Raw genomic sequence first — 24,806 nt, 5'->3', positions numbered from 1 at the left:
GGAGTGATTAAATCGTTTCGGCGAATTCTATTGCTTACGTATGGAATACAGGGTAAGGAGGTGTGTCAGGCATGGCAAAAAAAGTCATTAAAATGGTTAAATTGCAAGTTTCTGCTGGTAAAGCAAACCCAGCGCCGCCGATCGGTCCAGCACTAGGTCAAGCAGGCGTTAACATCATGGCGTTTTGTAAAGAGTTTAATGCTCGTACCGCAGATCAAGCAGGCTTGATTATTCCAGTCGTTATTACAGTATTTGAAGACCGTTCCTTTACATTCGAAACTAAAACGCCGCCGGCAGCAGTATTGCTTCGCGTCGCAGCTGGAATCGAAAAAGGTTCAGGCGAACCTAACAAGAAAAAGGTCGCTACTGTAAAACGTGACAAAGTTCGCGAAATCGCTGAGCAAAAAATGCCCGATCTAAACGCAGCATCCGTGGAATCGGCTATGCGTATGGTTGAAGGTACTGCTCGCAGCATGGGCGTAACTATCGTCGACTAATTCGCTTCGTTCATTTTGAACGATTGCGTAGACTTGCCTAGCGCAAGTAACTAGGCAGCTCGCTTTGCATAGCTTCGGCTTTTGCAAGTGGGAGGATCATCCCTAGGAGGATGTTCCGCTACAACCACATGAGGAGGAAATTACAATGGCTAAACATGGTAAAAAATATGTAGAAGCTGCTAAGCTTATTGATAGCGAAGCAACATACGAGCCTTTAGAAGCGATTGAGCTTGTTAAAAAGGCTGCGACTGCTAAATTCGACGAGTCCGTTGAAGTAGCTGTTCGTTTGGGTGTAGACCCTCGTAAACAAGACCAAGCCGTTCGTGGCGTAGTAGTACTTCCACACGGTACTGGTAAAACAAAACGCGTTCTCGTTTTCGCAAAAGGCGAAAAAGTGAAAGAAGCGGAAGCTGCGGGTGCTGACTTTGTTGGCGATGCAGACATGATCAACAAAATTCAACAAGGCTGGTTCGAATTCGACGTTTGCGTAGCAACGCCGGACATGATGGCTGAGGTTGGTAAACTTGGACGTATTCTTGGTGGTAAGGGCTTGATGCCGAACCCTAAAGCTGGTACAGTAACGTTTGACGTTGCTAAAGCCGTTCAAGAAATCAAAGCTGGTAAAATCGAGTACCGTCTTGACAAAGCAGGTCAAATCCATGCGCCAATCGGTAAAGTATCTTTTGATGCTGTGAAACTCAATGAGAATCTTAAAGCATTGATCGACGCTCTAAACCGTGCAAAACCGGCTGCAGCTAAAGGGGTTTACCTGAAAAACATCGCCGTTGCTTCGACAATGGGTCCTGGTGCACGCGTTTCATCTGCATCATACCGTTAAGAAGAACGGAAATTAAATTCGAATACGCATACCGTAGACAGTAGGTGCCTTAAGGCTTAATTTCCTACCGAGGTGTTATGATAAAACGTTTGTGAGCAATATTCGACCCCATGGGTTGATGCGCGATAACGACATCATGGCCTTCGCAGTCTTTTGCGAAGGCCTTTCTCATGCATCGAGGCGTGGAAAGCCCGTCGTATTAACGGAATGTATACTATTACGGGAGGTGTACAGTTTGGCTAACGCAAATATCATCCAAGAGAAACAAGAGGCAGTTGCTGTTATTGCAGCGAAAATTGCTGCTAGCTCCAGTACTGTTGTTGCTGACTATCGTGGATTGAACGTTGCGCAAGTAACAGAACTTCGGAAACAGCTTCGTGAAGCAGGTATCGAATTCCAAGTTCTTAAAAACTCGCTCGTTCGCCGCGCAACTGAAGGTACAGATTATGTGGAATTGAACAATATTCTAACAGGTCCTACCGCTATTGCATTCGGTAATGAAGATGCTGTTGCTCCAGCAAAAATTTTGAACGATTTTGCTAAGAAAAATGACGCTTTGAAACTTAAAGGCGGCATTGTTGAAGGTAAAGTCGTAAGCATGGAAGAGATCCAAGCACTTGCGGAACTTCCGTCCCGCGACGGTTTGCTTTCAATGCTCCTCAGCGTATTGCAAGCCCCTATGCGCAACTTCGCGCTTGCGGTTAAAGCAGTCGGTGAGAAACAAGAAGCACAAGAAGCTTAAGAATTTAATTCTTATTGCAATGAACCGGCGAATGTCGGATGTATCATAAACCAAAAAAATAAACCAAATACCTGGAGGTATAACCATGTCTAAAGAACAAATCTTAGAAGCGATTAAAGTTATGAACGTTCTTGAACTGAACGAACTTGTTAAAGCAATTGAAGAAGAATTCGGCGTTACTGCTGCAGCTCCTGTAGCAGCTGGCGGCGGCGCAGCAGCAGCTGTTGCTGAGCAAACTGAATTTGACGTTATCCTTAACGGCGCTGGCGCTTCAAAAATCAACGTAATCAAAGTTGTTCGCGAAATCACAGGTCTTGGCCTGAAAGAAGCGAAAGACTTGGTTGACAATGCTCCTAAAGCTGTTAAAGAAAAAGTTGCAAAAGAAGAAGCTGAAGCTGTTGCAGCTAAACTTACTGAAGCAGGCGCTTCTGTAGAAGTTAAGTAATTTTTCTTTAAAAAAATACAGCTGGTCATGTGAACTTACAACGGATCGGCTGACGAGCCCCTTGAACCGTCAGGTTTCAAGGGGTTCGTTCTATGTTAAATGATAAGAATGTATAAGGTTCGACCTTATACATTCTTATCTTTCTACAGAATCGTGAAGAGAAGACGGGAGAGAATGGCTTATGTCGAATCATTATTACTCCCAGAACCCGGAAGTGAAGCATAATCGTCATATTCACGAGGTGTCTCTTCGAGGAATGCCTTTCCGATTTGTGACGGATGCCGGCGTTTTCTCCAAATCAGGTATTGATTTTGGGAGCAGGGTATTAATAGATGCACTAGAATTAGACTCTAGCGCGAGAGTGCTAGATGTCGGCTGCGGTTATGGACCAATCGGATTAACAATAGCTAAGTTAGATGAGAAAGCTAAAGTTACGATGATTGATATTAATGAAAGAGCTGTTGAACTTGCAAAAGAAAATGCAAAGCTCAATGGCATTTCGAATGTCACTGTTTTACAAAGTGATGTCTATGAAGCAGTTAAGGAAAAGAAATTCGATACAATTGTAACTAACCCGCCGATTCGTGCAGGTAAGGAAACGGTTCATCGTATTTTTGAAGAAGGCTTTGAGTTACTAGAGCAAGGCGGCAGCATGTGGGTCGTCATTCAGAAGAAGCAAGGAGCACCATCGGCAGCAGCGAAATTAGAGCAGCTTTTTGGTGATGTGGAAGAAGTTACGAAGGATAAAGGCTATCGCATTTTTCGAGCAGTAAAGGAATGATTGATTGCCCAAAAATTGGTTTTTAAAATTCCTTCGAAAAACGCATAAAATTAATTGACTTGACATTTTCAATATGGTATTATTATTAAATGTCAGCATTAAATTGGGCTCAATCTCTTTAGTTAACTAAAATGTCAAGTGTGATTTTAAAGCGCGGATTGCATAAGATTTACACATTTGACGTATAATGTTTACGTTTTGGGCAAAATTATTGGATATGAGACTATCGCGCCGCGCTGCGACTGTTAACTGCCGGAACATGCTCTTTTTTCGAACCATTCGATAAGGGCTTTTCTTTATTTGACTATATGGACGGCTGGTCCGTCTATGGTGACGCAGTATATATCGATGCTGTGAGACAGACATGAGGGGTGAGGTTAAGTTGGCAGGACAACTTGTTCAGTATGGTCGGCGTGCGCGCAGAAGCTACGCCCGAATCAACGAGGTGCTGGAAGTCCCGAACCTGATTGAAATCCAACAAAAATCGTATGAGAAGTTTTTGGATAGCGACTTAATTGAGTTGTTCCAAGATATTTCTCCGATTTCGGACTTTACGGGCAATCTATCGCTTGAGTTTATCGACTATAGCTTAGGCGAACCGAAATATTCGGTCGATGAATCAAAAGAGCGCGACGTGACGTATGCAGCTCCTTTACGCGTTAAGGTAAGACTTTTTAATAAGGAGACCGGCGAAGTAAAGGAACAAGAAGTTTTCATGGGGGATTTCCCGCTTATGACAGAGACGGGCACGTTTATTATAAACGGAGCCGAACGTGTTATTGTCAGCCAATTGGTTCGATCCCCAAGTGTGTACTTCAGCACGAAGGTCGATAAGAACGGGAAAAAGAACTACACAGCAACGGTTATTCCTAACCGTGGCGCTTGGCTTGAGCTTGAAACTGATGCGAAGGATATCATCTATGTTCGTATTGACCGCACCCGGAAAATTCCGGTAACGGTACTTTTGCGTTCACTTGGATTCGGTACTGATGCTGAAATTCTTGAGCTTCTTGGCCACGATGAGTACATTCGTAACACGCTTGACAAGGATAACACGGATTCAACTGAGAAAGCTTTGATCGAAATTTATGAGCGTCTCCGTCCGGGTGAGCCACCGACTTTGGATAATGCGAAGAGCTTGCTAGTAGCACGTTTCTTTGATCCAAAAAGATATGACTTGGCCAACGTTGGCCGTTACAAAATAAACAAGAAGCTCCATATCAAGAATCGTTTGTTTAATCAGCGTCTTGCGGAAAACTTAGTTGATCCGACTACTGGCGAAATTATCGCTGAGTCCGGTCAAATGATTGACCGCCGTTTGCTTGATGAAATTCTCGAGAAGCTTGAGAAGGATGTAGGCTTCAAAACTTATCATGTAGCTAACGGTGTTTTGGATGCTGATAGTATTCCACTACAAACCATTAGCGTATTCTCACCTTACGATGAAACTAAAGTTATTAAAGTAATTGCGAATGGCATTATTGATAAATCCGTTAAGCATATTACGCCTGCGGATATCATTTCTTCCATTAACTACTTCATTAACTTGTTGCATGGCGTTGGCAGCACGGATGATATCGATCATCTTGGTAACCGTCGTCTGCGTTCAGTAGGTGAATTGCTTCAAAACCAATTCCGTATCGGTTTGTCTCGTATGGAGCGCGTTGTTCGCGAGAGAATGTCCATTCAAGATGCGAATGCGATTACGCCGCAAGCGTTAATTAACATTCGTCCGGTAATTGCATCAATAAAAGAGTTCTTCGGCTCCTCGCAGCTTTCCCAGTTTATGGACCAAACGAATCCGCTTGCTGAGCTGACGCATAAGCGTCGTCTATCTGCACTCGGACCCGGCGGTTTGACTAGGGAACGCGCAGGCTTTGAAGTCCGTGACGTCCATCACTCCCATTACGGGCGTATGTGTCCGATCGAGACGCCAGAGGGACCAAACATCGGGTTGATCAACTCCTTGTCTTCCTTCGCCCGCATCAATGAATACGGCTTTATTGAAGCTCCGTATCGTTGGGTGGATCCGAAAACCGGTATTGTTACAGAGCAAATTGCTTATTTGACTGCCGATGAGGAAGATAACTACGTAATCGCGCAAGCGAATGCTAGGTTGAATCCAGATGATACCTTCGCTGAGGAAAACACAATTGTTCGTTATAATAAACAAGCAGATAACATCCTAACTATGCCAAGTGAACGCGTTGACTACATGGACGTATCACCGAAGCAAGTTGTGTCGGTTGCAACAGCATTGATTCCATTCTTGGAAAACGATGACTCCAACCGTGCGCTCATGGGATCAAACATGCAACGTCAAGCAGTTCCTCTTCTTATTCCTAGATCACCACTTGTTGGTACTGGAATGGAGCATAAGGCTGCTAAGGATTCTGGTGTATGTATTGTATCCAAGCATGACGGAGTTATCGAACGTTCATCTGCAAATGAAATTTGGCTGCGTCGCGTAGAGGAAATCGACGGCAAGTCCGTTTCAGGCGACTTGGTAAAACATAAACTACACAAGTTTATGCGTTCTAACCAAGGAACGTGCATCAACCAACGTCCACTTGTACGCAAAGGCGACGTTATCAAGAAAGGCGATATTCTTGCAGATGGTCCTTCCACTGAAAAAGGCGAATTAGCTCTTGGCCGTAACGTTGTCGTTGCGTTCATGACGTGGGAAGGCTACAACTACGAGGATGCTATCTTGCTAAGCGAAAGACTTGTGAAAGAAGATGTGTACACATCTATTCACATTGAAGAATATGAGTCTGAAGCTCGTGATACGAAGCTTGGACCAGAAGAAATCACGCGCGACATTCCTAATGTCGGTGAAGATGCTCTTCGCAACCTTGATGAGCGCGGAATCATTCGTGTTGGTGCTGAAATCGGCGCTGGCGATATCCTTGTTGGTAAAGTAACGCCTAAAGGTGTAACTGAACTGACTGCGGAAGAAAGATTGCTGCACGCTATCTTCGGTGAGAAGGCTCGTGAAGTTCGTGATACATCACTGCGCGTACCTCATGGTACAGACGGTATCGTTGTAGACGTTAAAGTATTTACTCGCGAGAATGGTGATGAATTGCCACCTGGCGTTAACCAATTGGTTCGTGCATATATCGCTCAAAAACGGAAAATTTCCGAAGGCGATAAAATGGCCGGACGTCATGGTAACAAAGGGGTTATCGCTCGTATTATGCCGGAAGAAGATATGCCATTCCTTCCAGACGGCACTGCAGTAGAAGTTGTTCTTAACCCGCTAGGGGTTCCTTCGCGGATGAACATCGGTCAGGCTCTTGAGGTTCACTTGGGTATGGCTTGTAAGCATCTCGGCATTCATGCAGCAACACCGGTATTTGATGGTGCTCGTGAGAATGACGTTTTCGATACTATGGAAGAAGCCGGTATGCAACGTAACGGTAAAACCGTTCTGTATGATGGTCGGACTGGTGAGAATTTCGAACGTGAAGTTACAGTTGGGGTCATGTACATGATCAAACTAGCGCACATGGTCGATGACAAAATCCATGCCCGTTCTACTGGCCCTTACTCACTTGTTACTCAGCAGCCGCTGGGTGGTAAAGCGCAGTTCGGTGGACAACGTTTCGGGGAGATGGAGGTATGGGCGCTTGAGGCTTACGGCGCTGCATATACGCTTCAAGAAATCTTGACCGTTAAATCCGATGACGTGGTTGGTCGTGTGAAAACGTACGAATCTATCGTCAAAGGTGAAAATGTACCAGAACCAGGTGTTCCTGAGTCCTTCAAAGTATTGATCAAAGAGCTTCAAAGCTTAGGTATGGATGTCAAAATCCTAGCTGAGAATGAAGAAGAGATCGAGATGAAAGAAATGGACGATGAAGACGAGGCTACTGGCGACAAGCTTAATCTAAATATTGAAGGTGCCGAAGCAGGCGCTGCTGAATAAACTAGTTTCTGGATTCCGTCAGATGGTCACGCGCCTCTGACGGAATCTAGCTGATTAGAAAGACATTGTCATACATGACGGAGGAGGGTTGCTCCTTGTTGGACGTGAACAACTTCGAGTATATGAAAATCGGTCTGGCTTCGCCGGATAAAATTCGCTCGTGGTCCCGCGGAGAAGTTAAGAAACCGGAGACGATCAACTACAGGACCTTAAAACCGGAGAAGGAAGGACTCTTCTGCGAGAAAATTTTTGGACCTACAAAAGATTGGGAATGTCATTGCGGTAAATACAAACGTGTTCGCTATAAAGGCGTAGTTTGTGATCGCTGTGGTGTTGAAGTAACACGTGCGAAAGTTCGTCGTGAGCGTATGGGTCATATTGAGCTAGCAGCTCCTGTTTCTCATATTTGGTACTTTAAAGGGATTCCAAGCCGTATGGGTCTTGCACTGGATATGTCCCCTCGTTCACTTGAGGAGATCATTTACTTTGCATCCTATGTTGTAACGGATCCAGGTGATACCCCTCTTGAGAAGAAACAGCTTCTTTCGGAGAAAGAATACCGCAGCTACCGGGAGAAATACGGGTATGGTTTCCATGCTGGTATGGGCGCCGAGGCTGTTAAGAAGCTTTTGCAGGATATCGATGTAGAGAAAGAACTAGAGCAATTGAAGGAAGAATTGCGTACTGCTCAAGGGCAACGACGCAACCGCGCCATCAAACGTCTTGAAGTAGTCGAAGCATTCCGCAATTCCGGCAATGAGCCTGAATGGATGATTCTTGATGTTCTTCCGGTCATTCCTCCTGAGCTTCGTCCAATGGTACAGCTAGATGGAGGACGTTTTGCAACGTCTGACCTCAATGACCTGTATCGTCGTGTTATTAACCGTAACAACCGTCTGAAGCGTCTTCTTGATCTTGGCGCGCCTGACATTATCGTTCAAAATGAAAAACGGATGCTTCAGGAAGCTGTTGATGCTTTGATCGATAACGGTCGTCGCGGACGCCCGGTAACGGGTCCTGGTAACCGTCCTCTTAAATCCCTCAGCCACATGCTGAAAGGTAAACAAGGACGTTTCCGTCAGAACTTGCTCGGTAAACGGGTTGACTATTCTGGTCGTTCGGTTATCGTAGTTGGTCCTAACTTGAAAATGTTCCAGTGCGGTCTTCCTAAGGAAATGGCACTAGAGCTCTTCAAACCGTTCGTAATGAAAGAGCTTGTCAACAAAGGCTTAGCTCATAACATTAAGAGCGCGAAGCGTAAGGTCGAGCGTGTGAGCCCTGAGGTATGGGATGTTCTTGAGGAAGTTATCAAGGAACACCCGGTTCTACTCAACCGTGCTCCGACGCTTCATAGACTCGGTATTCAAGCGTTTGAACCGATTTTGGTTGAAGGCCGTGCAATTAAGCTTCATCCTCTCGTATGTACAGCTTACAATGCTGACTTCGATGGTGACCAAATGGCTGTTCACGTTCCATTGTCTGCTGAAGCACAAGCGGAAGCTCGTTTGCTCATGCTTGCATCAGGCAATATCTTGAATCCAAAAGACGGTAAACCGGTTGTAACACCATCGCAGGATATGGTACTAGGAAGCTTCTACTTAACGATGGATAACAAAGATGCTAAAGGAAGCGGTTCTGTATTCGGAACGGTTAACGAAGCGATCTCTGCTTACCAACGTGGAATTGTTTCCTTGCATGCTAGAATTATTATTCCTGTGCGTGTTCTTAAAAAAGTAAACTTCACTGAGCAACAACAAAATTCATTGCTTGTTACTACAGTTGGTAAAGTAATCTTCAACGAAATTTTCCCTGAAGATTTCCCTTATATCAACGAAGCGACAAAAACGAATCTGTTGCACGGTACACCTGATAAATATTTCGTATACGAAAAAGGCGCCGATCTTCCGAAATTCATGGATGCAATCGAAACGCCGGGTGCGGTAGGCAAGGATTATCTCGCATTAGTTATTGCTGAGTGTTTCCGTAAATACCACACAACGCTTACTGCGATGCTTCTTGATCGTATTAAGCAGCTTGGTTTCACTTACTCTACTAAGGCCGGTATTACAATCGGTGTTGCCGATGTTATCGTTCCGAAAGAGAAAACCGAAATCCTGGCAAGATCTGATGAAAAAGTCGCAACCGTTATGAATCAATACCGCCGAGGTTTGATCACGAACGAAGAGCGTTATGACCGTATCATCACGATTTGGGGTAAATGTAAAGACGAGCTCACCGAGATTCTTATGAAATCGATGGATCGTTATAACAACATCATGCTTATGGTGGACTCCAAAGCACGGGGTAACAAATCTCAAATTACACAGCTTGGCGGTATGCGTGGTCTGATGGCGAATCCATCCGGTCGTATCATCGAGTTGCCAATCAAATCAAACTTCCGCGAAGGTCTTACTGTACTCGAGTACTTTATCTCGACTCACGGAGCACGTAAAGGTTTGGCCGATACAGCACTTCGTACAGCCGATTCCGGTTACTTGACTCGTCGTCTAGTTGACGTTGCACAAGACGTAATCGTTCGTGAAGATGATTGCGGTACGGACAAAGGCTTCAGCGTTAGCAAAATTCAAGACGGTAAAGAGGTTATTGAAGATCTTTATGACCGTATTGAAGGCCGCTATGCTTTTGAAACTGTTCGTAATCCAAAAACAGGTGAAATCATTGTTAACCGCAGTGAGCTCATCGATTCACACAAAGCCGATGCAATCATCGATGCTGGTGTTGAAAAGCTGCAAATTCGTTCCGTACTCAGCTGTCGTGCTCGTCACGGCGTATGTAAAATTTGTTACGGACGTAATCTAGCTACTGGTAAACACGTTGAGATTGGGGAAGCAGTAGGTATTATTGCAGCTCAATCAATCGGTGAGCCAGGAACACAGTTGACGATGCGTACGTTCCATACGGGCGGCGTTGCCGGCGATGATATCACTCAAGGTTTGCCGCGTATTCAAGAGTTGTTTGAGGCGCGTAATCCGAAAGGTCAAGCGATCATTTCTGAGCTTGATGGTGTTATCAAAGAAATTCGCGAAGCTAAGGACCGTCGTGAAATCGAGGTTCAAGGTGAAGCTGAAACGAAAATATATGCGGTTACTTACGGTTCTCGTATTCGCGTTGTGCAGGGTCAACATATCGAAGCCGGCGATGAGCTGACTGATGGTTCAATCGATCCTAAAGATATGCTGCGCATCAAGGGTATCAGAGGCGTACAAAACTACATTCTACAAGAAGTACAGCGCGTTTACCGGAACCAAGGGGTAGAAATCAATGACAAGCACGTTGAGGTCATGATTAAACAGATGCTCCGTAAAATCCGTATCGTAGACGCTGGCGGCACTACACTTCTGCCTGGCGCGTTTGTTGACATTCATGAATATGAATCTCAGAACCGTACTGCCATCTTCGCAGATCTAGAGCCTGCTGTTGCAAAACCTGTATTGCTCGGTATTACGAAAGCATCGCTTGAGACAGATTCATTCTTGTCTGCGGCGTCCTTCCAAGAAACAACTCGTGTATTGACTGATGCGGCTATTAAAGGCAAAGTTGACCAGTTGCTAGGACTGAAGGAAAATGTTATTATCGGTAAGTTGATTCCTGCTGGTACCGGTATGGCACGTTACCGTAATATTCGATTTGCTGGAATGGAAGATGAAACGACTACTGTAGCGGAAGGCGAATTAGAGACTGAAGCAGTTGCGGTTGAGTAATTAATCGTAACAAGTGAAACTCTTTGAAGTCTGACTCTGACATACATCGAAGGAGCGTTACATCCACTGCTTCATTTGCTAGCAGTGGATGACCGCTCTTTCGCATGTTTATAGTAAATCGTTAGATTCATAAAGCATATGAATGAATATTTCAGAAGGCTCTTGACATGTGCACAACTTAGGTGATACTATATCGAAGTGTGCCTAATTGTGAAATGGCTAAATGGAAGAATTGAAGGTGATTTCATGCAGTTCAAAGTCGGCGCAAAGCAGACAATGAAGATGCTCGAGTTACAGCAAGCCATTGAAGTCCATGTTGCACGAAATGCAGATCCGCAGATGAAAGAGAAGATTGTTCATCTTTGCGAACGGTCGGGAGTTCCAATAAGATGGATCGACACAATGGAAAACCTCGGGAAAACCTGTGGCATTGATGTCGGGGCCGCAATGGCAGCGCTCGTAACCGATGAAGAATAAAGCAATAAGCGTTCCTGTTGGTTGATTATTTAACGATGATTGACTGGCGAGAATTTTTCTTTGTTCTTTTATGATCCGCCTGGATCTGTGGGCTTAAATTTAGGTAAAATGTCTACCACATAAAGCGTAAACGGCTAATGCCGACCTATGATTGGAAGAGCTCGTTTCGCGAAGGAATATAAGCTGATTTATAAACACATATTTATAAATTCTTATATTTTTAAAAGACATGAATATAAGGAAGGGGGTGGCAACATGCCAACAATTAACCAGCTAGTCCGTAAAGGACGTCAAGCGAAAGTAGTTAAATCGAAATCGCCAGCCTTGCAAAAAGGTTTCAATGCTTTGAAACGTGAAGCTACAAACATCAGCGCTCCTCAAAAACGCGGTGTGTGCACTCGTGTAGGTACAATGACTCCAAGGAAACCGAACTCCGCACTTCGTAAATATGCTCGTGTTCGTTTAACGAACCGCTTAGAGGTTACGGCTTACATTCCGGGTATCGGACACAACTTGCAAGAGCATAGCGTTGTTTTGATCCGTGGTGGTAAAGTAAAAGATTTAGCAGGAGTACGTTATCATATCGTTCGCGGCGCACTTGATACTGCGGGTGTTAACAACCGTATGCAAGCTCGTTCGAAATACGGTACGAAACGTCCGAAAGTTAAAAAATCATAATTATAACCCTAACGGGTTATTGAAATGCTAGAAATAGCGACTATTAGAAGAAAGGGGGACTTTCTCATGCCACGCAAAGGTCCTGTAACGAAACGCGATGTACTTCCAGATCCGATGTACAACAGCAAGCTGGTAACTCGCCTTATTAACCGTATTATGCTTGACGGTAAAAGAGGTGTAGCAGCTACACTACTATATGACGCTTTCAAACTTATTCAAGAACGCACGGGTAAAGATCCAATGGAAGTTTTTGAAGCAGCTTTGAAAAATATTATGCCGGTTCTTGAGGTTAAAGCACGCCGTGTAGGTGGAGCTAACTATCAAGTACCTATCGAAGTTAAACCAGAGCGTCGTACTGCTCTTGGTCTCCGTTGGCTCGTGAACTACTCACGTAACCGCGGTGAGAAAACGATGGAAGAGCGTTTAGCTGCTGAAATCACAGATGCATCCAATAACACTGGCGCAGCTGTTAAGAAGCGCGAAGACACTCACAAAATGGCTGAAGCTAACAAAGCTTTCGCTCATTATCGCTGGTAGAATCTTTACAATCGAAAGGAGAAATTATCATGTCAAGAGAGTTCTCCTTGAATAATACACGTAACATCGGGATTATGGCGCATATTGATGCCGGTAAAACCACTACAACTGAACGGATCTTGTTCTTCACAGGCCGTACTCACAAAATCGGAGAGGTGCACGAAGGTGCAGCTACGATGGACTGGATGGAACAAGAACAAGAGCGCGGTATTACAATTACGTCTGCCGCGACTACCGCTCAATGGCATGGACACCGCATTAATATTATCGACACCCCGGGACACGTTGACTTCACTGTTGAAGTTGAACGTTCCCTACGTGTATTGGACGGGGCCGTTGGGGTTTTCAGTGCAAAAGAAGGCGTTGAGCCACAGTCTGAAACTGTATGGCGTCAGGCTGACCGTTACAACGTACCTCGTATTGCATACGTCAATAAAATGGATATCATTGGTGCAGACTATCTAAATGTTATCAAAGACATGCGTGAGCGTCTTGGTGCCAATGCAGTAGCCATTCAAATACCGATGGGCGCTGAAAGTGATTTCGTAGGCGTTATCGATATCGTTGAACGCGTTGCATATGTTTACTCAGATGATCTGGGTAAAGAAGCTGTTAAATCTGAAATTCCTGCAGAGTACGCTGAACAAGTTGAAGCGCTTCGTACGGAATTGATTGAGAAAGTAGCAGAATTGGACGAAGAATTAACAATGAAATATCTGGAGGGTGAAGAAATCACTGTTCCAGAAATTAAAGCAGCACTCCGTAAAGGTGTTTGTGAAGTTAAGATCTTCCCAGTTGTTGCAGGCTCCTCATACCGTAACAAAGGTGTTCAACCGATGTTGGATGCTGTTGTAGACTACCTACCTTCACCACTTGATGTACCATCTATTAAAGGTACACTTGAAGATGGTGAAGAAGGTGAGCGCCCATCTTCGGATTCTGCGCCGTTTGCAGCACTAGCATTCAAAATCATGACGGACCCTTATGTTGGTAGATTGACATTCTTCCGTGTATATTCTGGTGTACTAAAATCCGGTTCGTATGTTCTTAACTCAACTAAGGGCAAACGTGAGCGTATTGGACGTATTCTTCAAATGCACGCAAACAGCCGTCAAGAAATAACAGAAGTTTACTCTGGCGATATCGCTGCTGCAGTTGGTCTTAAAGATACAACTACAGGTGATACTCTTTGCGAAGAGAAAAGCGTTATTATTCTTGAATCAATGAACTTCCCTGAGCCTGTTATCTCGGTTGCTATCGAACCAAAAACGAAAGCTGACCAAGACAAACTAGGTATCGCGATCTCCAAACTTGCTGAGGAAGATCCAACTTTCCGTGCTCACACGGACGAGGAAACAAACCAAACGATTATTTCTGGTATGGGTGAGCTTCACCTTGAGATTCTCGTTGACCGTATGTTCCGCGAATTCAAAGTTGAGACAAACGTTGGTAAACCACAAGTAGCTTACCGTGAAACGTTCCGTCAAGCTGCGAAAGTTGAAGGTAAGTTCGTTCGTCAATCCGGTGGTAAAGGTCAATTCGGACATTGTTGGGTTGAGTTTTCACCACTTGAGCCAGGTTCAGGCTTCATATTCGAAAACAAAACAGTTGGTGGATCAATTCCTCGTGAATTTATCGCTCCTATCCAGGCTGGTATCGAAGAGTCAATGAAGAACGGTGTAGTAGCCGGCTTCCCGCTCGTTGATGTTAAAGCTGTTGTTGTTGACGGATCTTATCATGATGTTGACTCCTCGGAGATGGCGTTTAAAATTGCAGGTTCTATGGCGCTTAAAGCTGCTAAAGAAAAATGTAAGCCAGTTCTTCTTGAGCCTATCATGAAAGTTGAAGTTACTGTTCCTGAAGAGTACATGGGCGATGTTATGGGTATGTTGAACTCCCGTCGTGGTCGTATCGAAGGTATGGATTCCCGTGCAGGTGCACAAATTATCCGTTCCAAGGTACCTCTCTCCGAGATGTTCGGTTATTCCACAACACTACGTTCTGGTACACAAGGACGTGGCGTATTCTCCATGGAACTTTCTCACTATGAAGAAGTTCCAAAATCGATCTCTGAAGAGATCATTGCTAAGCATAAAGGCGAGTAATCGCTTTTAAGCAATGCATTTACTATATGCTTTTGGCCGTCATTGACATTTGCTTGCAAATAATATGCCGGCCCACACATAAAAAAATGATGATAAATTGAGGAGGCTCAAGTTCAATGGCTAAGGCGAAATTTGAACGTAACAAAACTCACGTTAATATCGGTACTATCGGTCACGTCGATCACGGTAAAACGACTTTGACTGCAGCTATCACAACTGTTCTTTCAAAAAGATACGGCGGTGCAGCAATTGCATTCGACCAAATCGATAAAGCTCCAGAAGAGCGCGAACGCGGTATCACAATCTCTACATCACACGTTGAGTATGAGACACCTACACGTCACTACGCACACGTTGACTGCCCAGGTCACGCCGACTATGTAAAAAACATGATCACTGGTGCTGCTCAAATGGACGGAGCTATTCTTGTAGTATCCGCTACTGACGGTCCTATGCCGCAAACTCGTGAGCACATCTTGCTTTCGAAACAAGTAGGCGTACCTTACATCGTTGTATTCTTGAACAAATGCGACATGGTTGAAGACGAAGAGCTTCTTGAATTGGTAGAAATGGAAGTTCGTGACCTTCTTTCTGAGTATGAGTTCCCAGGCGACGACACTCCAATCATCCGTGGTTCAGCTCGTGAAGCTCTTTCCAACCCAGATGGCGAATGGGCTGACAAAATCATCGAACTCTTCGAGCAAGTGGATACTTATATCCCAACTCCAGAGCGCGACACAGCTAAGCCTTTCCTTATGCCTGTCGAGGATGTATTCACAATCACTGGCCGTGGTACAGTTGCTACAGGTCGTGTAGAGCGTGGTATTATCAAAGTAGGCGACGAGGTAGAAATTATCGGCCTTGCTGAAGAATCCCGTAAATCCGTAGTAACTGGCGTTGAAATGTTCCGTAAATTGCTTGACTCCGCTCAAGCTGGGGACAACGTAGGCGCATTGCTTCGTGGTGTAGACCGTAGCAACATTGAGCGTGGACAAGTTTTGGCTAAACCGGGTTCGGTTAAACCACACACTAACTTCACTGCACAAATCTACGTTCTTACTAAAGAAGAGGGTGGCCGTCACAAGCCTTTCTTCACTGGTTACCGTCCACAGTTCTACTTCCGTACAACTGACGTAACTGGTATCATCACTTTGCCAGAAGGTACTGAAATGGTTATGCCTGGCGACAACATCACTGTAACAGTTGAGCTTATCGCTCCAATCGCTGTTGAAGATGGAACTCGTTTCTCTATTCGTGAAGGCGGCCGTACAGTAGGCGCTGGCGCAGTAGCTTCTATCCAAAAATAATGAACGGCGGCTTTAGCCGCTGTGCATAGCAAAAAGCCCTCACTTCGGTGAGGGCTTTTTCTTTTTATACGGATATTTAATTACTAGAGCAAAATACTTAAATTTACATGGAAGTAATGATTGACTACATACCTTACACCCATTTAATATTAGGGAATAGTAGATAAATGTCGTCTTAGCTCGACTATTATTTGTCTCTAATTATACGCATAAGCTTTAATACAAGAAAGCGACCAAGCTTTACTGTGCCTGATTAGTTTCGGATGAGACAAGCAGTTAGACGATTTACAAATTGAGAGGGGTATAATAAAATGAACAGAAAATTTTGGATCAGTATTGCGTTAGCATCAGTCATGATTATAACAGCAGCATGTGGTGCGAATACAGGTAAGACAGGCTCAGACACTTCAAACAACACAGCTAACACTGATGAGAAAGAAAAATCCTATACAATCTCTATCTCACAAATCGTTGAGCATCCATCATTGGATGCAACACGGATGGGTTTTATTGCAGCTCTTAAGGATGCAGGAATCGAAGAAGGTAAAAACCTGAAAATAGATTATAACAATGCACAAAATGATCTTTCAAATGTGAAAACGATCTCACAGAAAATAGGGTCAGGTAAAAGCGATCTTGCTCTAGGTATCGCTACGCCATCAGCACAAGGTCTTGTTGATGATGTGACGAATATGCCTGTATTGTTCGCAGCAGTAACAGATCCAGTTGATGCAGGAATCGTAACTCAGCTTGAAGCTCCAGGCGGTAACGTAACCGGTGCATCGGATACGAATCCATCGTCCATTACACAAACAATGGATTTCATCGCAGCACAGTTCCCTAATGTGAAAACAGTAGGTCTTGTCATTAATGAAGGTGAATCCAATGCTGTTATTATGGGTAAAATTGCAGAAGAAGCTCTTGCTAAGCATGATATTAAGCTTATCAAAGCAACAATTGCTAACTCCTCTGATGTAAAACAAGCGGCAGAGTCATTAGTTGGTCGTGCTGATGCAATTTATATCACACTTGATAACATGGTAGTAAGCGGTGCAGATGCCATTATTGAAGTTGCTAACAAAAATGATATTCCATTCTTCTCGAATGACCGTGATACAGTTGAGAAAGGCGCATTTGCAGCATACGGCTTTAAATATTATGATCATGGCTATGAAGTGGGACAAATGGCTGTGGAAATTTTGAAAAATGGTAAGAAGCCTGCAGAAATGGACGTTACAGTTCCTCAAAAACTTGATCTTATTATTAATATGAAAGCAGCTGCAGAACAAGGAATTACGGTCACAGATGAAATGAAGAGTTTTGTTAAAGACCCAGAAACAAATATTATTGAGTAAATTCTGTTTTTGTAGTTTATATATCAATAACAATAGTTAAAGGGGGGGACCAGTTTACTGGTTCACCCCCTTCCTTATGATAAAGGAGGAAAATCATTTGCTTATATCCATGCAAGGAGCCGTTGAGAGCGGATTGATATATGCGCTAATGGCACTTGGCGTTTATATTACGTTTAGAATTTTAGATTTTCCTGATTTAACTGTAGATGGAAGCTTCACAACAGGTGCAGCTATAGGTACTGTCATGACAGTGAATGGTACTGCACCATGGATTGCTGTTATCTGCGCGTTTATTGGTGGAGCGCTTGCAGGTACTCTTACAGGATTGCTTCATACCAAAGGTAAAGTTAATGGGTTGTTATCGGGTATCATTATGATGATCGCATTGTATTCTATCAATCTTCGAATAATGGGTAAGCCTAATGTATCCTTAAGAAATCTTGATAATTTCTTTTCAAACGTTTCTCCTTTGATCATTATGATTATCTTAGTTATTATTGTAAAAGTTATTCTTGATTTGTTCTTTAAGACTGATCTTGGACTGAGTTTGAGAGCTACCGGAGACAATGCACGAATGATTCGCAGCTTCGGTGCAAACACGGATATTACTACTATTTTTGGTATTGCATTATCCAATTCACTTGTAGCTACTTCTGGCGCATTGATAGCTCAGCATCAGAAATATGCAGATAACAGCATGGGCATAGGAATGATTGTTATTGGTCTTGCATCAGTCATTATTGGAGAAGCGATCTTTGGTTCAAAAACGATATTTAGAGCTACTATAGCTGTTGTTTTGGGCTCCATTATCTACCGGATTATTTATGCGCTTGCCCTTCGAGTGGAATGGCTGGAAGCGTCGGATATGAAATTGATAACAGCCGTCATTATCGTCTTTGCTTTAATTGTTCCTACTGCACGCAGCGCTTGGAAGCAAAAAGCGGTAGCGAAGAAAAGAACAGCGGAAATGCTTGCATCTTTTGATAACACACAACCAGGAGGTGGACGCTAATGTTAGAGATCGCTAAAGTGTCCAAGCTCTTTAATCCTGGTACAGTAGATGAGAAAACAGCACTTGTTGGCGCTAACCTCATCATGAAACCTGGTGATTTTGTTACAGTGATCGGAAGTAACGGTGCTGGTAAATCGACTTTAATGAATATCATATCCGGTGTGATGAAGCCCGATGCAGGTGAAATAAAAATTGACGGTCAAAATATTAGCCAATTGACGGAATATCAACGCAGTCGTTGGATAGGTCGTGTATTTCAGGATCCTATGGCTGGTACAGCACCGCGTATGTCAATTGAAGAGAATTTAGCGATGGCCTACAAACGTGGTAAAAGTCGTGGTTTTTCACTAGGGGTAACAAAAGCGAAGCGTGAAATATTCAAAAAAGAGTTGCAGCGTTTGGGCATAGGATTAGAAAACCGTTTGGGTGCAAAAGTAGGTTTGTTGTCTGGCGGAGAGAGACAAGCGCTAAGCTTGCTTATGGCTACCTTCACTAGACCGCAAATTCTTCTATTAGATGAGCATACAGCGGCGCTTGACCCAGCTAGAGCAGAGCTTATAACGACAATCACAGAAAATATTGTACGCGACATGAATTTAACGACCTTAATGGTTACTCATAATATGGAGCAAGCCATTCGTTTGGGTAATCGTCTTATCATGATGGATAAGGGACGTATTATTTTGGATGTGCCTGAAGAGCGTAAGAAAGATCTTACTGTTGAACAGCTGCTGGGTGAATTTGAACGGATAAGCGGTAAGAAAATGGCTGACGATCGTATCGTACTGGGGTAGTTTGATTGTGGATTGTACGGGACAGCTTTGCAGAATGTGAAAGAAAGACAGAGTAAGCTGAATGCAGATCAAACTACACTGCGAGAAAAACAGCTGCCTGCGCTTGCATGGAAGACATATTCCTTTCAATTATATTTTATGGATGGAATATGACTTCAAAAGCATGACGTTAACTCTTCGGCAGCTCGTTTTTCTCTGTCCTTTACAAACTAATGTTATATATAGAAGAAACGCAACGTCGATTGGTCGTTGCGTTTCTTCTTTTAAAGACAAGAGCGATGTCAAAGTCATTTAAATATTGCTTGAAAATGCGTTGGCGTTATTTGGTGGTGTCTTTTCTTGTGCTCGGTGTTTATAATCAGATAGTGCTCATTAAGAATGATATTTTATATATATGTTCTAAATGTTAGCCATGTGGGCGAAAATGGATTCGTAGTGTTTCTTCTATTATATATATGCATTGTTCATATTCGAGGATTATCTTGGTTCTTACTTACTTAAAGAGTCATGAGGGTACTTAGTAGATGTGACAGAAGACAGCTGTGATGCAGCATATGCAGCTATATACTCCACAATGTGGTTGAAATGAAGCTGTAAAAAATATCTTGAACATATAGGTTGCAATTGCCTAATAGTTTAGGTATAATATTGACTGTTGGTCTGACGTTGCGATGATGTGAGAGGTTGCCGACACACCCGGCCCCTTTGCCATGGGGCATGTGAAGGGTTTTCTTACGGAGTATGTCCGATAATAAATTGGGCGATAGAAGGAGGGACTTATATGGCAAAGCAAAAGATTCGTATTCGCTTGAAAGCATACGATCATAGAATTCTTGATCAATCCGCTGAGAAGATTGTTGAAACTGCAAAACGTTCGGGTGCAAGCGTGTCCGGGCCGATTCCGTTACCTACGGAAAAGCAAATCATCACCGTTCTCCGTGCGGTACACAAGTACAAGGATTCCAGGGAACAATTCGAAATGCGCACTCATAAGCGTCTAATCGATATTGTTAACCCAACGCCGCAAACGGTTGATGCGTTGATGCGCTTGGATTTACCATCCGGTGTAGATATCGAAATCAAACTGTAATACAAGCATATGCGATTATAGAAAGGGAATGAGGTGTCAACATGAAAGGTATCTTAGGGAAAAAACTTGGTATGACTCAAGTGTTTACTGCTGATGGTATTGTCGTTCCAGTAACGGTTATCGAAGCTGGACCTTGTGTAGTTCTACAAAAGAAAGACCAAGAGAACGATGGCTATGAAGCAGTACAATTCGGTTTCTCTGATAAGAAAGAAAGCAGATCGAATAAGCCAGAAGCTGGTCACGCTAAAAAAGCTAACACTACTCCTAAGCGCTACGTTCGTGAAATTCGCGGAATTAACTTAGGTGACTATGAAGTTGGCCAAGAAGTAAAAGCTGACCTATTCACAGAAGGCGAATTCGTTGACGTAACAGGTATTTCTAAAGGTAAAGGCTTTGCCGGCGTTATCAAACGTTGGGGACAAAGTACTGGTCCTATGTCTCACGGTTCTCGTTATCACCGTGGACCAGGTTCGATGGGTTCAATCCAAGCGAACCGTGTACCGAAAGGCAAACGCCTTCCAGGTCACATGGGTCATGCAACAATTACGATCCAAAAGCTTGAAGTTATCCGTGTAGATGTAGAACGTAACGTTCTTCTTATAAAAGGTTCGATTCCGGGCCCGAAAAACGGATTCGTTAAAGTGAAACAAACAGTTAAGAACTAGAGGAAGGAGGAACAGGAAATGCCAAAAGTAACAGTATTTAACGTGAGCGGCGCGCAAGTGGGCGAACTTGAATTGGCTGATACGGTTTTCGGAATTCAACCAAATGCACATGTTCTGCACAGTGCTGTTGTTAATCAACAAGCATCTGAACGCTTCGGTAATCACAAAACTAAAGGACGCTCCGAAGTACGCGGTGGCGGTCGTAAACCTTGGAAACAAAAAGGTACTGGCCGTGCTCGTCAAGGTAGCATTCGCTCCCCGCAATGGGTTGGCGGCGGTACAGTATTTGGACCGACTCCACGCTCATACGGATTCAAGCTTCCTAAGAAAGTTCGTCGTCTAGCGATTAAATCGGCATTGTCATCAAAAGTGATTGCAAACGAAATTATCGTTTTGGATCAACTGACATTGTCAGCTCCTAAGACGAAAGAATTCGCAGCTATCTTGAGTAACCTCAAAGTTGGCCGTAAAGCACTAGTTGTAACAGCTAACTATGAAGATAACGTAGCATTGTCTGCTCGTAACATCCCAGGTGTGAAATTCGTTGCAGCTGACGGCATTAATGTTCTGGATGTATTGGTGCATGATAATCTAATTATCACTAAAGAAGCAGTAGCGAAAGTACAGGAGGTGCTTGCGTAATGAAAAATCCACGCGATATTATCAAGCGCCCGGTTATCACGGAACGTACGAGCGATTATATGGTCGACAAAAAGTATGTCTTTGAAGTTGATCTTCGTTCAAACAAAACCGAAATCAAACTTGCTATTGAGCAAATCTTTAAAGTAAAAGTAACCGGCGTTAACACAATGCGTGTAGCGGGTAAACCAAAACGTTATGGTAAACATAGCGGATACAGACCGGATTGGAAAAAAGCGATCGTTCAACTGAGCGCTGACAGCAAAGAACTTGAGTTCTTTGAAACGTCTGTTTAGAAAAGGAGGAAATCAAAGTGCCAATTAAAAAGTACAAACCGACCTCTCCTGCACGTCGTAACATGTCCGTCTCGACTTTCGAAGAGATCACGACAAGTACACCGGAGAAATCGTTGCTTGCTCCGCTTTTCAAAAAAGCTGGACGTAACAACCAAGGTAAAATTACGGTTCGTCACCACGGCGGCGGACACAAACGTAAATACCGTATCATCGACTTCAAACGTACTAAAGACGGTATCGTTGGTAACGTAGCGACGATCGAATACGATCCGAACCGTTCATCCAACATCGCTTTGATCCATTACCTTGATGGTGAAAAAGCATATATCATCGCTCCGAAAGGCTTGCAAGTCGGAGATCAAGTGGTATCTGGAGTAGGCTCTGATATTAAAATCGGTAATGCAATGCCGCTTGTTAATATTCCTGTCGGTACAGTTATCCACAACATCGAATTGAAACCAGGTAAAGGCGGACAATTGGTTCGTGCAGCTGGTACAAGTGCTCAACTTCTTGGTAAAGAAGAGAACTATGTATCCGTTCGTTTGACATCTGGCGAAGTTCGTCGTATTTTGAACACTTGCCGTGCTACAATCGGTTCTGTTGGTAACGGTGATCACGAACTAGTGAAAATCGGTAAAGCCGGTCGTAATCGTTGGCTCGGAAATCGTCCAACTGTACGTGGTGTTGTCATGAACCCTAACGATCACCCACACGGTGGTGGTGAAGGCCGTGCTCCAATCGGACGTAAATCTCCATTGTCACCTTGGGGTAAACCAACTCTTGGTTACAAAACGCGTAAGAAGAAAAAAGCATCAAGCCAATACATTATTCGTCGTCGTACGAAGTAATTGTTGCTTGATACGAACCGCGTGATACGAAAGTATCATTACTGCTTATATGAAGGGAGGAACTCAAATGGGTCGCAGTTTAAAGAAAGGTCCGTTTATTGACGGTTACCTGCTTAAAAAAGTCGAGGTATTGAACGAAGCTGAGAAGAAGGTCGTTATCAAAACCTGGTCCCGCCGCTCGACCATTTTCCCGCAATTCATTGGTCACACGTTTGCAGTATATGACGGACGCAAGCACGTACCGGTATATGTAACGGAAGATATGGTAGGACACAAACTTGGTGAATTTGCACCAACTCGTACGTATAAAGGCCATGCAGGCGAAGACAAAAAAACGGGCAGACGTTAATTTGCCCTTAAAAATCTCTAACTGAATGAGAGGAGGTTCCTACATGACAGAAGCTAAAGCGCACGCTAGACATATCCGTATTGCTCCTCGTAAAGCACAGCTTGTTGCGGATTTGATTCGCGGTAAACAAGTTGGTGAGGCAATCGCGATTCTGCGTCATACGCCTAAATCTGCATCCCCAATTTTGGAGAAGCTGCTTAACTCTGCTATCGCTAACGCGGAGCACAACTATCAGCTTGATGTTAACAAATTGGTTATATCGCAAGCTTTCGTAAACCAAGGACCAACGATGAAACGTTTCCGTCCTCGCGCGATGGGTCGTGCAAGCCGGATCAACAAAAGAACCAGCCACATTACCTTGGTGGTATCTGAAAAATAAAGGAGGGATTACGTGTGGGTCAAAAGGTAAATCCAGTAGGATTCCGTGTCGGAGTTATCCGTGATTGGGAATCTAAATGGTTCGCAGGCAAAGATTTCGGCGATCTTCTTATGGAAGACGTTAGAATTCGTGAATACCTGAAAACCAAGCTGAAAGATGCAGCAGTTTCTCATATCGAGATCGAACGTGCAGCTAACCGCGTGAACGTAACGATCCAAACTGCTAAACCAGGTATGGTAATCGGTAAAGGCGGTTCCGAGGTAGAAAACCTACGTACGGAGCTTGGCAAAATCACTAAAGGCAAGAAAGTTCACATCAATATCTCTGAAATCAAACATGCTGATCTTGACGCTATTCTAGTAGCAGAAAGCATCGCACAACAACTTGAGCGTCGTGTATCTTTCCGTCGCGCATTGAAGCAAGCAATTCAACGCTCCATGCGTTCAGGTGCTAAAGGGATCAAAACCGCAGTTAGCGGACGTCTCGGCGGCGCGGAAATCGCACGTTCGGAAGGCTACAGCGAAGGAACAGTTCCACTTCATACATTACGCGCTGATATTGATTACGGCACGGCTGAAGCGGCAACAACATACGGCCGTATTGGCGTTAAAGTATGGATCTATCGCGGCGAAGTCCTTCCGATTAAGAAGAAAGCTCCCCAGGAAGGAGGCAACTAATCATGTTGGTACCTAAACGTGTCAAACACCGCAAACAACAACGCGGACATATGAAGGGCCGCGCTAAAGGCGGCACAACTGTAGCATTCGGCGAATATGGCCTCCAAGCTCTTGAACCATCATGGATCACGAACCGTCAAATCGAAGCGGCTCGTATCGCAATGACTCGTTACATCAAACGGGGCGGTAAAGTTTGGATCAAAATCTTCCCGGCAAAACCAATCACTCAAAAGCCTCTAGAAGTGCGTATGGGTAGTGGTAAAGGTAACGTTGAGAAATGGGTAGCAGTCGTTAAACCAGGTAAAATCCTGTTTGAATTGGCTGGCGTATCCGAAGAAACCGCTCGTGAAGCGATGCGTCTTGCGGCTCATAAATTGCCAATCAAGACTAAATTCGTGAAGCGTGAAGAAGTGGGTGGTGAAGCAAATGAAAGCTAGTGAATTTCGCAACCTAACTTCTGCTGAGCTTGAACAACAGGTCGCTGGTTTTAAAGAAGAGCTTTTCAATCTTCGTTTCCAACTGGCTACTGGTCAATTGGATAACCCGACTCGGATCCGTGACGTGCGTAAGGGAATAGCTCGTGCTAAAACGATTTTGCGTGAAAGAGAACTCGGAATCAGCAGCTAGTAATAACCTTGCATG

The 24,806-nt window shown here is 44.0% G+C and carries 25 protein-coding genes and 1 other annotated feature; all 25 genes read left to right on the top strand.

Going from position 1 to position 24,806, the window contains the following annotated elements:
- Positions 1-71 precede the first annotated feature (71 nt).
- The 25 genes from rplK to rpmC all read left to right on the top strand — a co-directional run bounded on the left by rplK (position 72) and on the right by rpmC (position 24,791).
- Positions 72-497, top strand: coding sequence for a 50S ribosomal protein L11 (gene rplK, locus AC0YOD_RS28310; protein WP_102715371.1), 426 nt, complete (start codon positions 72-74; stop codon positions 495-497).
- 145 nt (positions 498-642) lie between these two features.
- On the top strand, positions 643-1,335 hold the full coding sequence (rplA, locus tag AC0YOD_RS28305; RefSeq protein WP_475802676.1) for a 50S ribosomal protein L1: 693 nt from the start codon (positions 643-645) through the stop codon (positions 1,333-1,335).
- Between the two features lie 13 nt (positions 1,336-1,348).
- Positions 1,349-1,513 (top strand) — a sequence feature (ribosomal protein L10 leader region).
- Between the two features lie 57 nt (positions 1,514-1,570).
- Positions 1,571-2,077, top strand: a complete 507-nt coding sequence (rplJ, locus tag AC0YOD_RS28300) for a 50S ribosomal protein L10 (protein ID WP_475802675.1) — start codon at positions 1,571-1,573, stop codon at positions 2,075-2,077.
- A gap of 85 nt (positions 2,078-2,162) precedes the next feature.
- On the top strand, positions 2,163-2,522 hold the full coding sequence (gene rplL / locus AC0YOD_RS28295) for a 50S ribosomal protein L7/L12 (RefSeq protein WP_475802674.1): 360 nt from the start codon (positions 2,163-2,165) through the stop codon (positions 2,520-2,522).
- Between the two features lie 181 nt (positions 2,523-2,703).
- A complete protein-coding gene (locus tag AC0YOD_RS28290; RefSeq protein ID WP_475802673.1) occupies positions 2,704-3,303 on the top strand; it encodes a class I SAM-dependent methyltransferase in 600 nt (199 codons plus the stop codon).
- Between the two features lie 382 nt (positions 3,304-3,685).
- A complete protein-coding gene (gene rpoB, locus AC0YOD_RS28285) occupies positions 3,686-7,234 on the top strand; it encodes a DNA-directed RNA polymerase subunit beta (protein WP_475802672.1) in 3,549 nt (1,182 codons plus the stop codon).
- 95 nt (positions 7,235-7,329) lie between these two features.
- Positions 7,330-10,956: a DNA-directed RNA polymerase subunit beta' gene (rpoC, locus tag AC0YOD_RS28280; RefSeq protein WP_475802671.1), complete on the top strand. Its 3,627-nt coding sequence runs from the start codon at positions 7,330-7,332 to the stop codon at positions 10,954-10,956.
- A gap of 246 nt (positions 10,957-11,202) precedes the next feature.
- Positions 11,203-11,433 carry a ribosomal L7Ae/L30e/S12e/Gadd45 family protein gene (locus AC0YOD_RS28275; protein WP_475802697.1) on the top strand — a complete coding sequence of 77 codons (231 nt, stop codon included), beginning with the start codon at positions 11,203-11,205 and terminating at the stop codon, positions 11,431-11,433.
- Between the two features lie 255 nt (positions 11,434-11,688).
- Complete coding sequence (gene rpsL, locus AC0YOD_RS28270; protein WP_054025332.1) at positions 11,689-12,111, top strand: 30S ribosomal protein S12; 423 nt, start codon at positions 11,689-11,691, stop codon at positions 12,109-12,111.
- Between the two features lie 66 nt (positions 12,112-12,177).
- Complete coding sequence (gene rpsG / locus AC0YOD_RS28265; RefSeq protein ID WP_475802670.1) at positions 12,178-12,648, top strand: 30S ribosomal protein S7; 471 nt, start codon at positions 12,178-12,180, stop codon at positions 12,646-12,648.
- Positions 12,649-12,677: 29 nt separating this feature from the next.
- Positions 12,678-14,753 carry an elongation factor G gene (gene fusA, locus AC0YOD_RS28260; protein ID WP_475802669.1) on the top strand — a complete coding sequence of 692 codons (2,076 nt, stop codon included), beginning with the start codon at positions 12,678-12,680 and terminating at the stop codon, positions 14,751-14,753.
- 116 nt (positions 14,754-14,869) lie between these two features.
- Positions 14,870-16,060, top strand: a complete 1,191-nt coding sequence (tuf, locus tag AC0YOD_RS28255; protein WP_475802668.1) for an elongation factor Tu — start codon at positions 14,870-14,872, stop codon at positions 16,058-16,060.
- Positions 16,061-16,371: 311 nt separating this feature from the next.
- On the top strand, positions 16,372-17,415 hold the full coding sequence (locus AC0YOD_RS28250; protein ID WP_475802667.1) for an ABC transporter substrate-binding protein: 1,044 nt from the start codon (positions 16,372-16,374) through the stop codon (positions 17,413-17,415).
- Between the two features lie 76 nt (positions 17,416-17,491).
- Complete coding sequence (locus AC0YOD_RS28245; protein ID WP_475802666.1) at positions 17,492-18,427, top strand: ABC transporter permease; 936 nt, start codon at positions 17,492-17,494, stop codon at positions 18,425-18,427.
- Complete coding sequence (locus AC0YOD_RS28240) at positions 18,427-19,221, top strand: ABC transporter ATP-binding protein (RefSeq protein WP_475802665.1); 795 nt, start codon at positions 18,427-18,429, stop codon at positions 19,219-19,221. The genes AC0YOD_RS28245 and AC0YOD_RS28240 overlap by 1 nt, the downstream gene beginning before the upstream one ends.
- Positions 19,222-20,002: 781 nt before the next feature.
- Complete coding sequence (rpsJ, locus tag AC0YOD_RS28235) at positions 20,003-20,311, top strand: 30S ribosomal protein S10 (protein ID WP_197938307.1); 309 nt, start codon at positions 20,003-20,005, stop codon at positions 20,309-20,311.
- 41 nt (positions 20,312-20,352) lie between these two features.
- A complete protein-coding gene (gene rplC, locus AC0YOD_RS28230; protein ID WP_475802664.1) occupies positions 20,353-20,976 on the top strand; it encodes a 50S ribosomal protein L3 in 624 nt (207 codons plus the stop codon).
- A gap of 18 nt (positions 20,977-20,994) precedes the next feature.
- Positions 20,995-21,618 carry a 50S ribosomal protein L4 gene (rplD, locus tag AC0YOD_RS28225; RefSeq protein ID WP_475802663.1) on the top strand — a complete coding sequence of 208 codons (624 nt, stop codon included), beginning with the start codon at positions 20,995-20,997 and terminating at the stop codon, positions 21,616-21,618.
- Positions 21,618-21,911: a 50S ribosomal protein L23 gene (gene rplW / locus AC0YOD_RS28220; RefSeq protein ID WP_053373900.1), complete on the top strand. Its 294-nt coding sequence runs from the start codon at positions 21,618-21,620 to the stop codon at positions 21,909-21,911. Before rplD ends, rplW begins: the two co-directional genes overlap by 1 nt.
- A 17-nt stretch (positions 21,912-21,928) precedes the next feature.
- Entirely contained in the window at positions 21,929-22,759 is an 831-nt protein-coding gene (rplB, locus tag AC0YOD_RS28215; RefSeq protein ID WP_475802662.1) for a 50S ribosomal protein L2, read from the top strand.
- A gap of 67 nt (positions 22,760-22,826) precedes the next feature.
- Entirely contained in the window at positions 22,827-23,108 is a 282-nt protein-coding gene (rpsS, locus tag AC0YOD_RS28210) for a 30S ribosomal protein S19 (protein WP_053373902.1), read from the top strand.
- Positions 23,109-23,151: 43 nt separating this feature from the next.
- The gene (gene rplV, locus AC0YOD_RS28205) at positions 23,152-23,487 is read left to right on the top strand and encodes a 50S ribosomal protein L22 (protein ID WP_102715339.1); all 336 of its coding nucleotides are present in this window, start codon (positions 23,152-23,154) and stop codon (positions 23,485-23,487) included.
- Between the two features lie 14 nt (positions 23,488-23,501).
- Entirely contained in the window at positions 23,502-24,164 is a 663-nt protein-coding gene (gene rpsC / locus AC0YOD_RS28200) for a 30S ribosomal protein S3 (RefSeq protein ID WP_475802661.1), read from the top strand.
- Between the two features lie 2 nt (positions 24,165-24,166).
- Complete coding sequence (gene rplP / locus AC0YOD_RS28195; RefSeq protein WP_054025320.1) at positions 24,167-24,601, top strand: 50S ribosomal protein L16; 435 nt, start codon at positions 24,167-24,169, stop codon at positions 24,599-24,601.
- A complete protein-coding gene (gene rpmC, locus AC0YOD_RS28190; protein WP_053373905.1) occupies positions 24,591-24,791 on the top strand; it encodes a 50S ribosomal protein L29 in 201 nt (66 codons plus the stop codon). The genes rplP and rpmC overlap by 11 nt, the downstream gene beginning before the upstream one ends.
- Positions 24,792-24,806: the final 15 nt, after the last annotated feature.

It is taken from the genome of Paenibacillus sp. J31P13, from assembly GCF_056269295.1.
Note: the sequence above shows the minus strand (reverse complement) of the source record. Positions and strands in the feature narration are given on the sequence as shown.

Coding starts and splice junctions, on each gene's coding strand:
- tuf (WP_475802668.1), top strand. CDS start 14,870: ATGGCTAAGGCGAAATTTGAACGTAACAAAACTCACGTTAATATCGGT.
- AC0YOD_RS28250 (WP_475802667.1), top strand. CDS start 16,372: ATGAACAGAAAATTTTGGATCAGTATTGCGTTAGCATCAGTCATGATT.
- fusA (WP_475802669.1), top strand. CDS start 12,678: ATGTCAAGAGAGTTCTCCTTGAATAATACACGTAACATCGGGATTATG.
- rplD (WP_475802663.1), top strand. CDS start 20,995: ATGCCAAAAGTAACAGTATTTAACGTGAGCGGCGCGCAAGTGGGCGAA.
- rplV (WP_102715339.1), top strand. CDS start 23,152: ATGACAGAAGCTAAAGCGCACGCTAGACATATCCGTATTGCTCCTCGT.
- rplK (WP_102715371.1), top strand. CDS start 72: ATGGCAAAAAAAGTCATTAAAATGGTTAAATTGCAAGTTTCTGCTGGT.
- AC0YOD_RS28240 (WP_475802665.1), top strand. CDS start 18,427: ATGTTAGAGATCGCTAAAGTGTCCAAGCTCTTTAATCCTGGTACAGTA.
- AC0YOD_RS28245 (WP_475802666.1), top strand. CDS start 17,492: ATGATAAAGGAGGAAAATCATTTGCTTATATCCATGCAAGGAGCCGTT.
- rpsS (WP_053373902.1), top strand. CDS start 22,827: ATGGGTCGCAGTTTAAAGAAAGGTCCGTTTATTGACGGTTACCTGCTT.
- AC0YOD_RS28275 (WP_475802697.1), top strand. CDS start 11,203: ATGCAGTTCAAAGTCGGCGCAAAGCAGACAATGAAGATGCTCGAGTTA.
- AC0YOD_RS28290 (WP_475802673.1), top strand. CDS start 2,704: ATGTCGAATCATTATTACTCCCAGAACCCGGAAGTGAAGCATAATCGT.
- rplA (WP_475802676.1), top strand. CDS start 643: ATGGCTAAACATGGTAAAAAATATGTAGAAGCTGCTAAGCTTATTGAT.
- rpmC (WP_053373905.1), top strand. CDS start 24,591: ATGAAAGCTAGTGAATTTCGCAACCTAACTTCTGCTGAGCTTGAACAA.
- rpsJ (WP_197938307.1), top strand. CDS start 20,003: ATGGCAAAGCAAAAGATTCGTATTCGCTTGAAAGCATACGATCATAGA.
- rpsG (WP_475802670.1), top strand. CDS start 12,178: ATGCCACGCAAAGGTCCTGTAACGAAACGCGATGTACTTCCAGATCCG.
- rplW (WP_053373900.1), top strand. CDS start 21,618: ATGAAAAATCCACGCGATATTATCAAGCGCCCGGTTATCACGGAACGT.
- rplC (WP_475802664.1), top strand. CDS start 20,353: ATGAAAGGTATCTTAGGGAAAAAACTTGGTATGACTCAAGTGTTTACT.
- rplP (WP_054025320.1), top strand. CDS start 24,167: ATGTTGGTACCTAAACGTGTCAAACACCGCAAACAACAACGCGGACAT.
- rpsL (WP_054025332.1), top strand. CDS start 11,689: ATGCCAACAATTAACCAGCTAGTCCGTAAAGGACGTCAAGCGAAAGTA.
- rplL (WP_475802674.1), top strand. CDS start 2,163: ATGTCTAAAGAACAAATCTTAGAAGCGATTAAAGTTATGAACGTTCTT.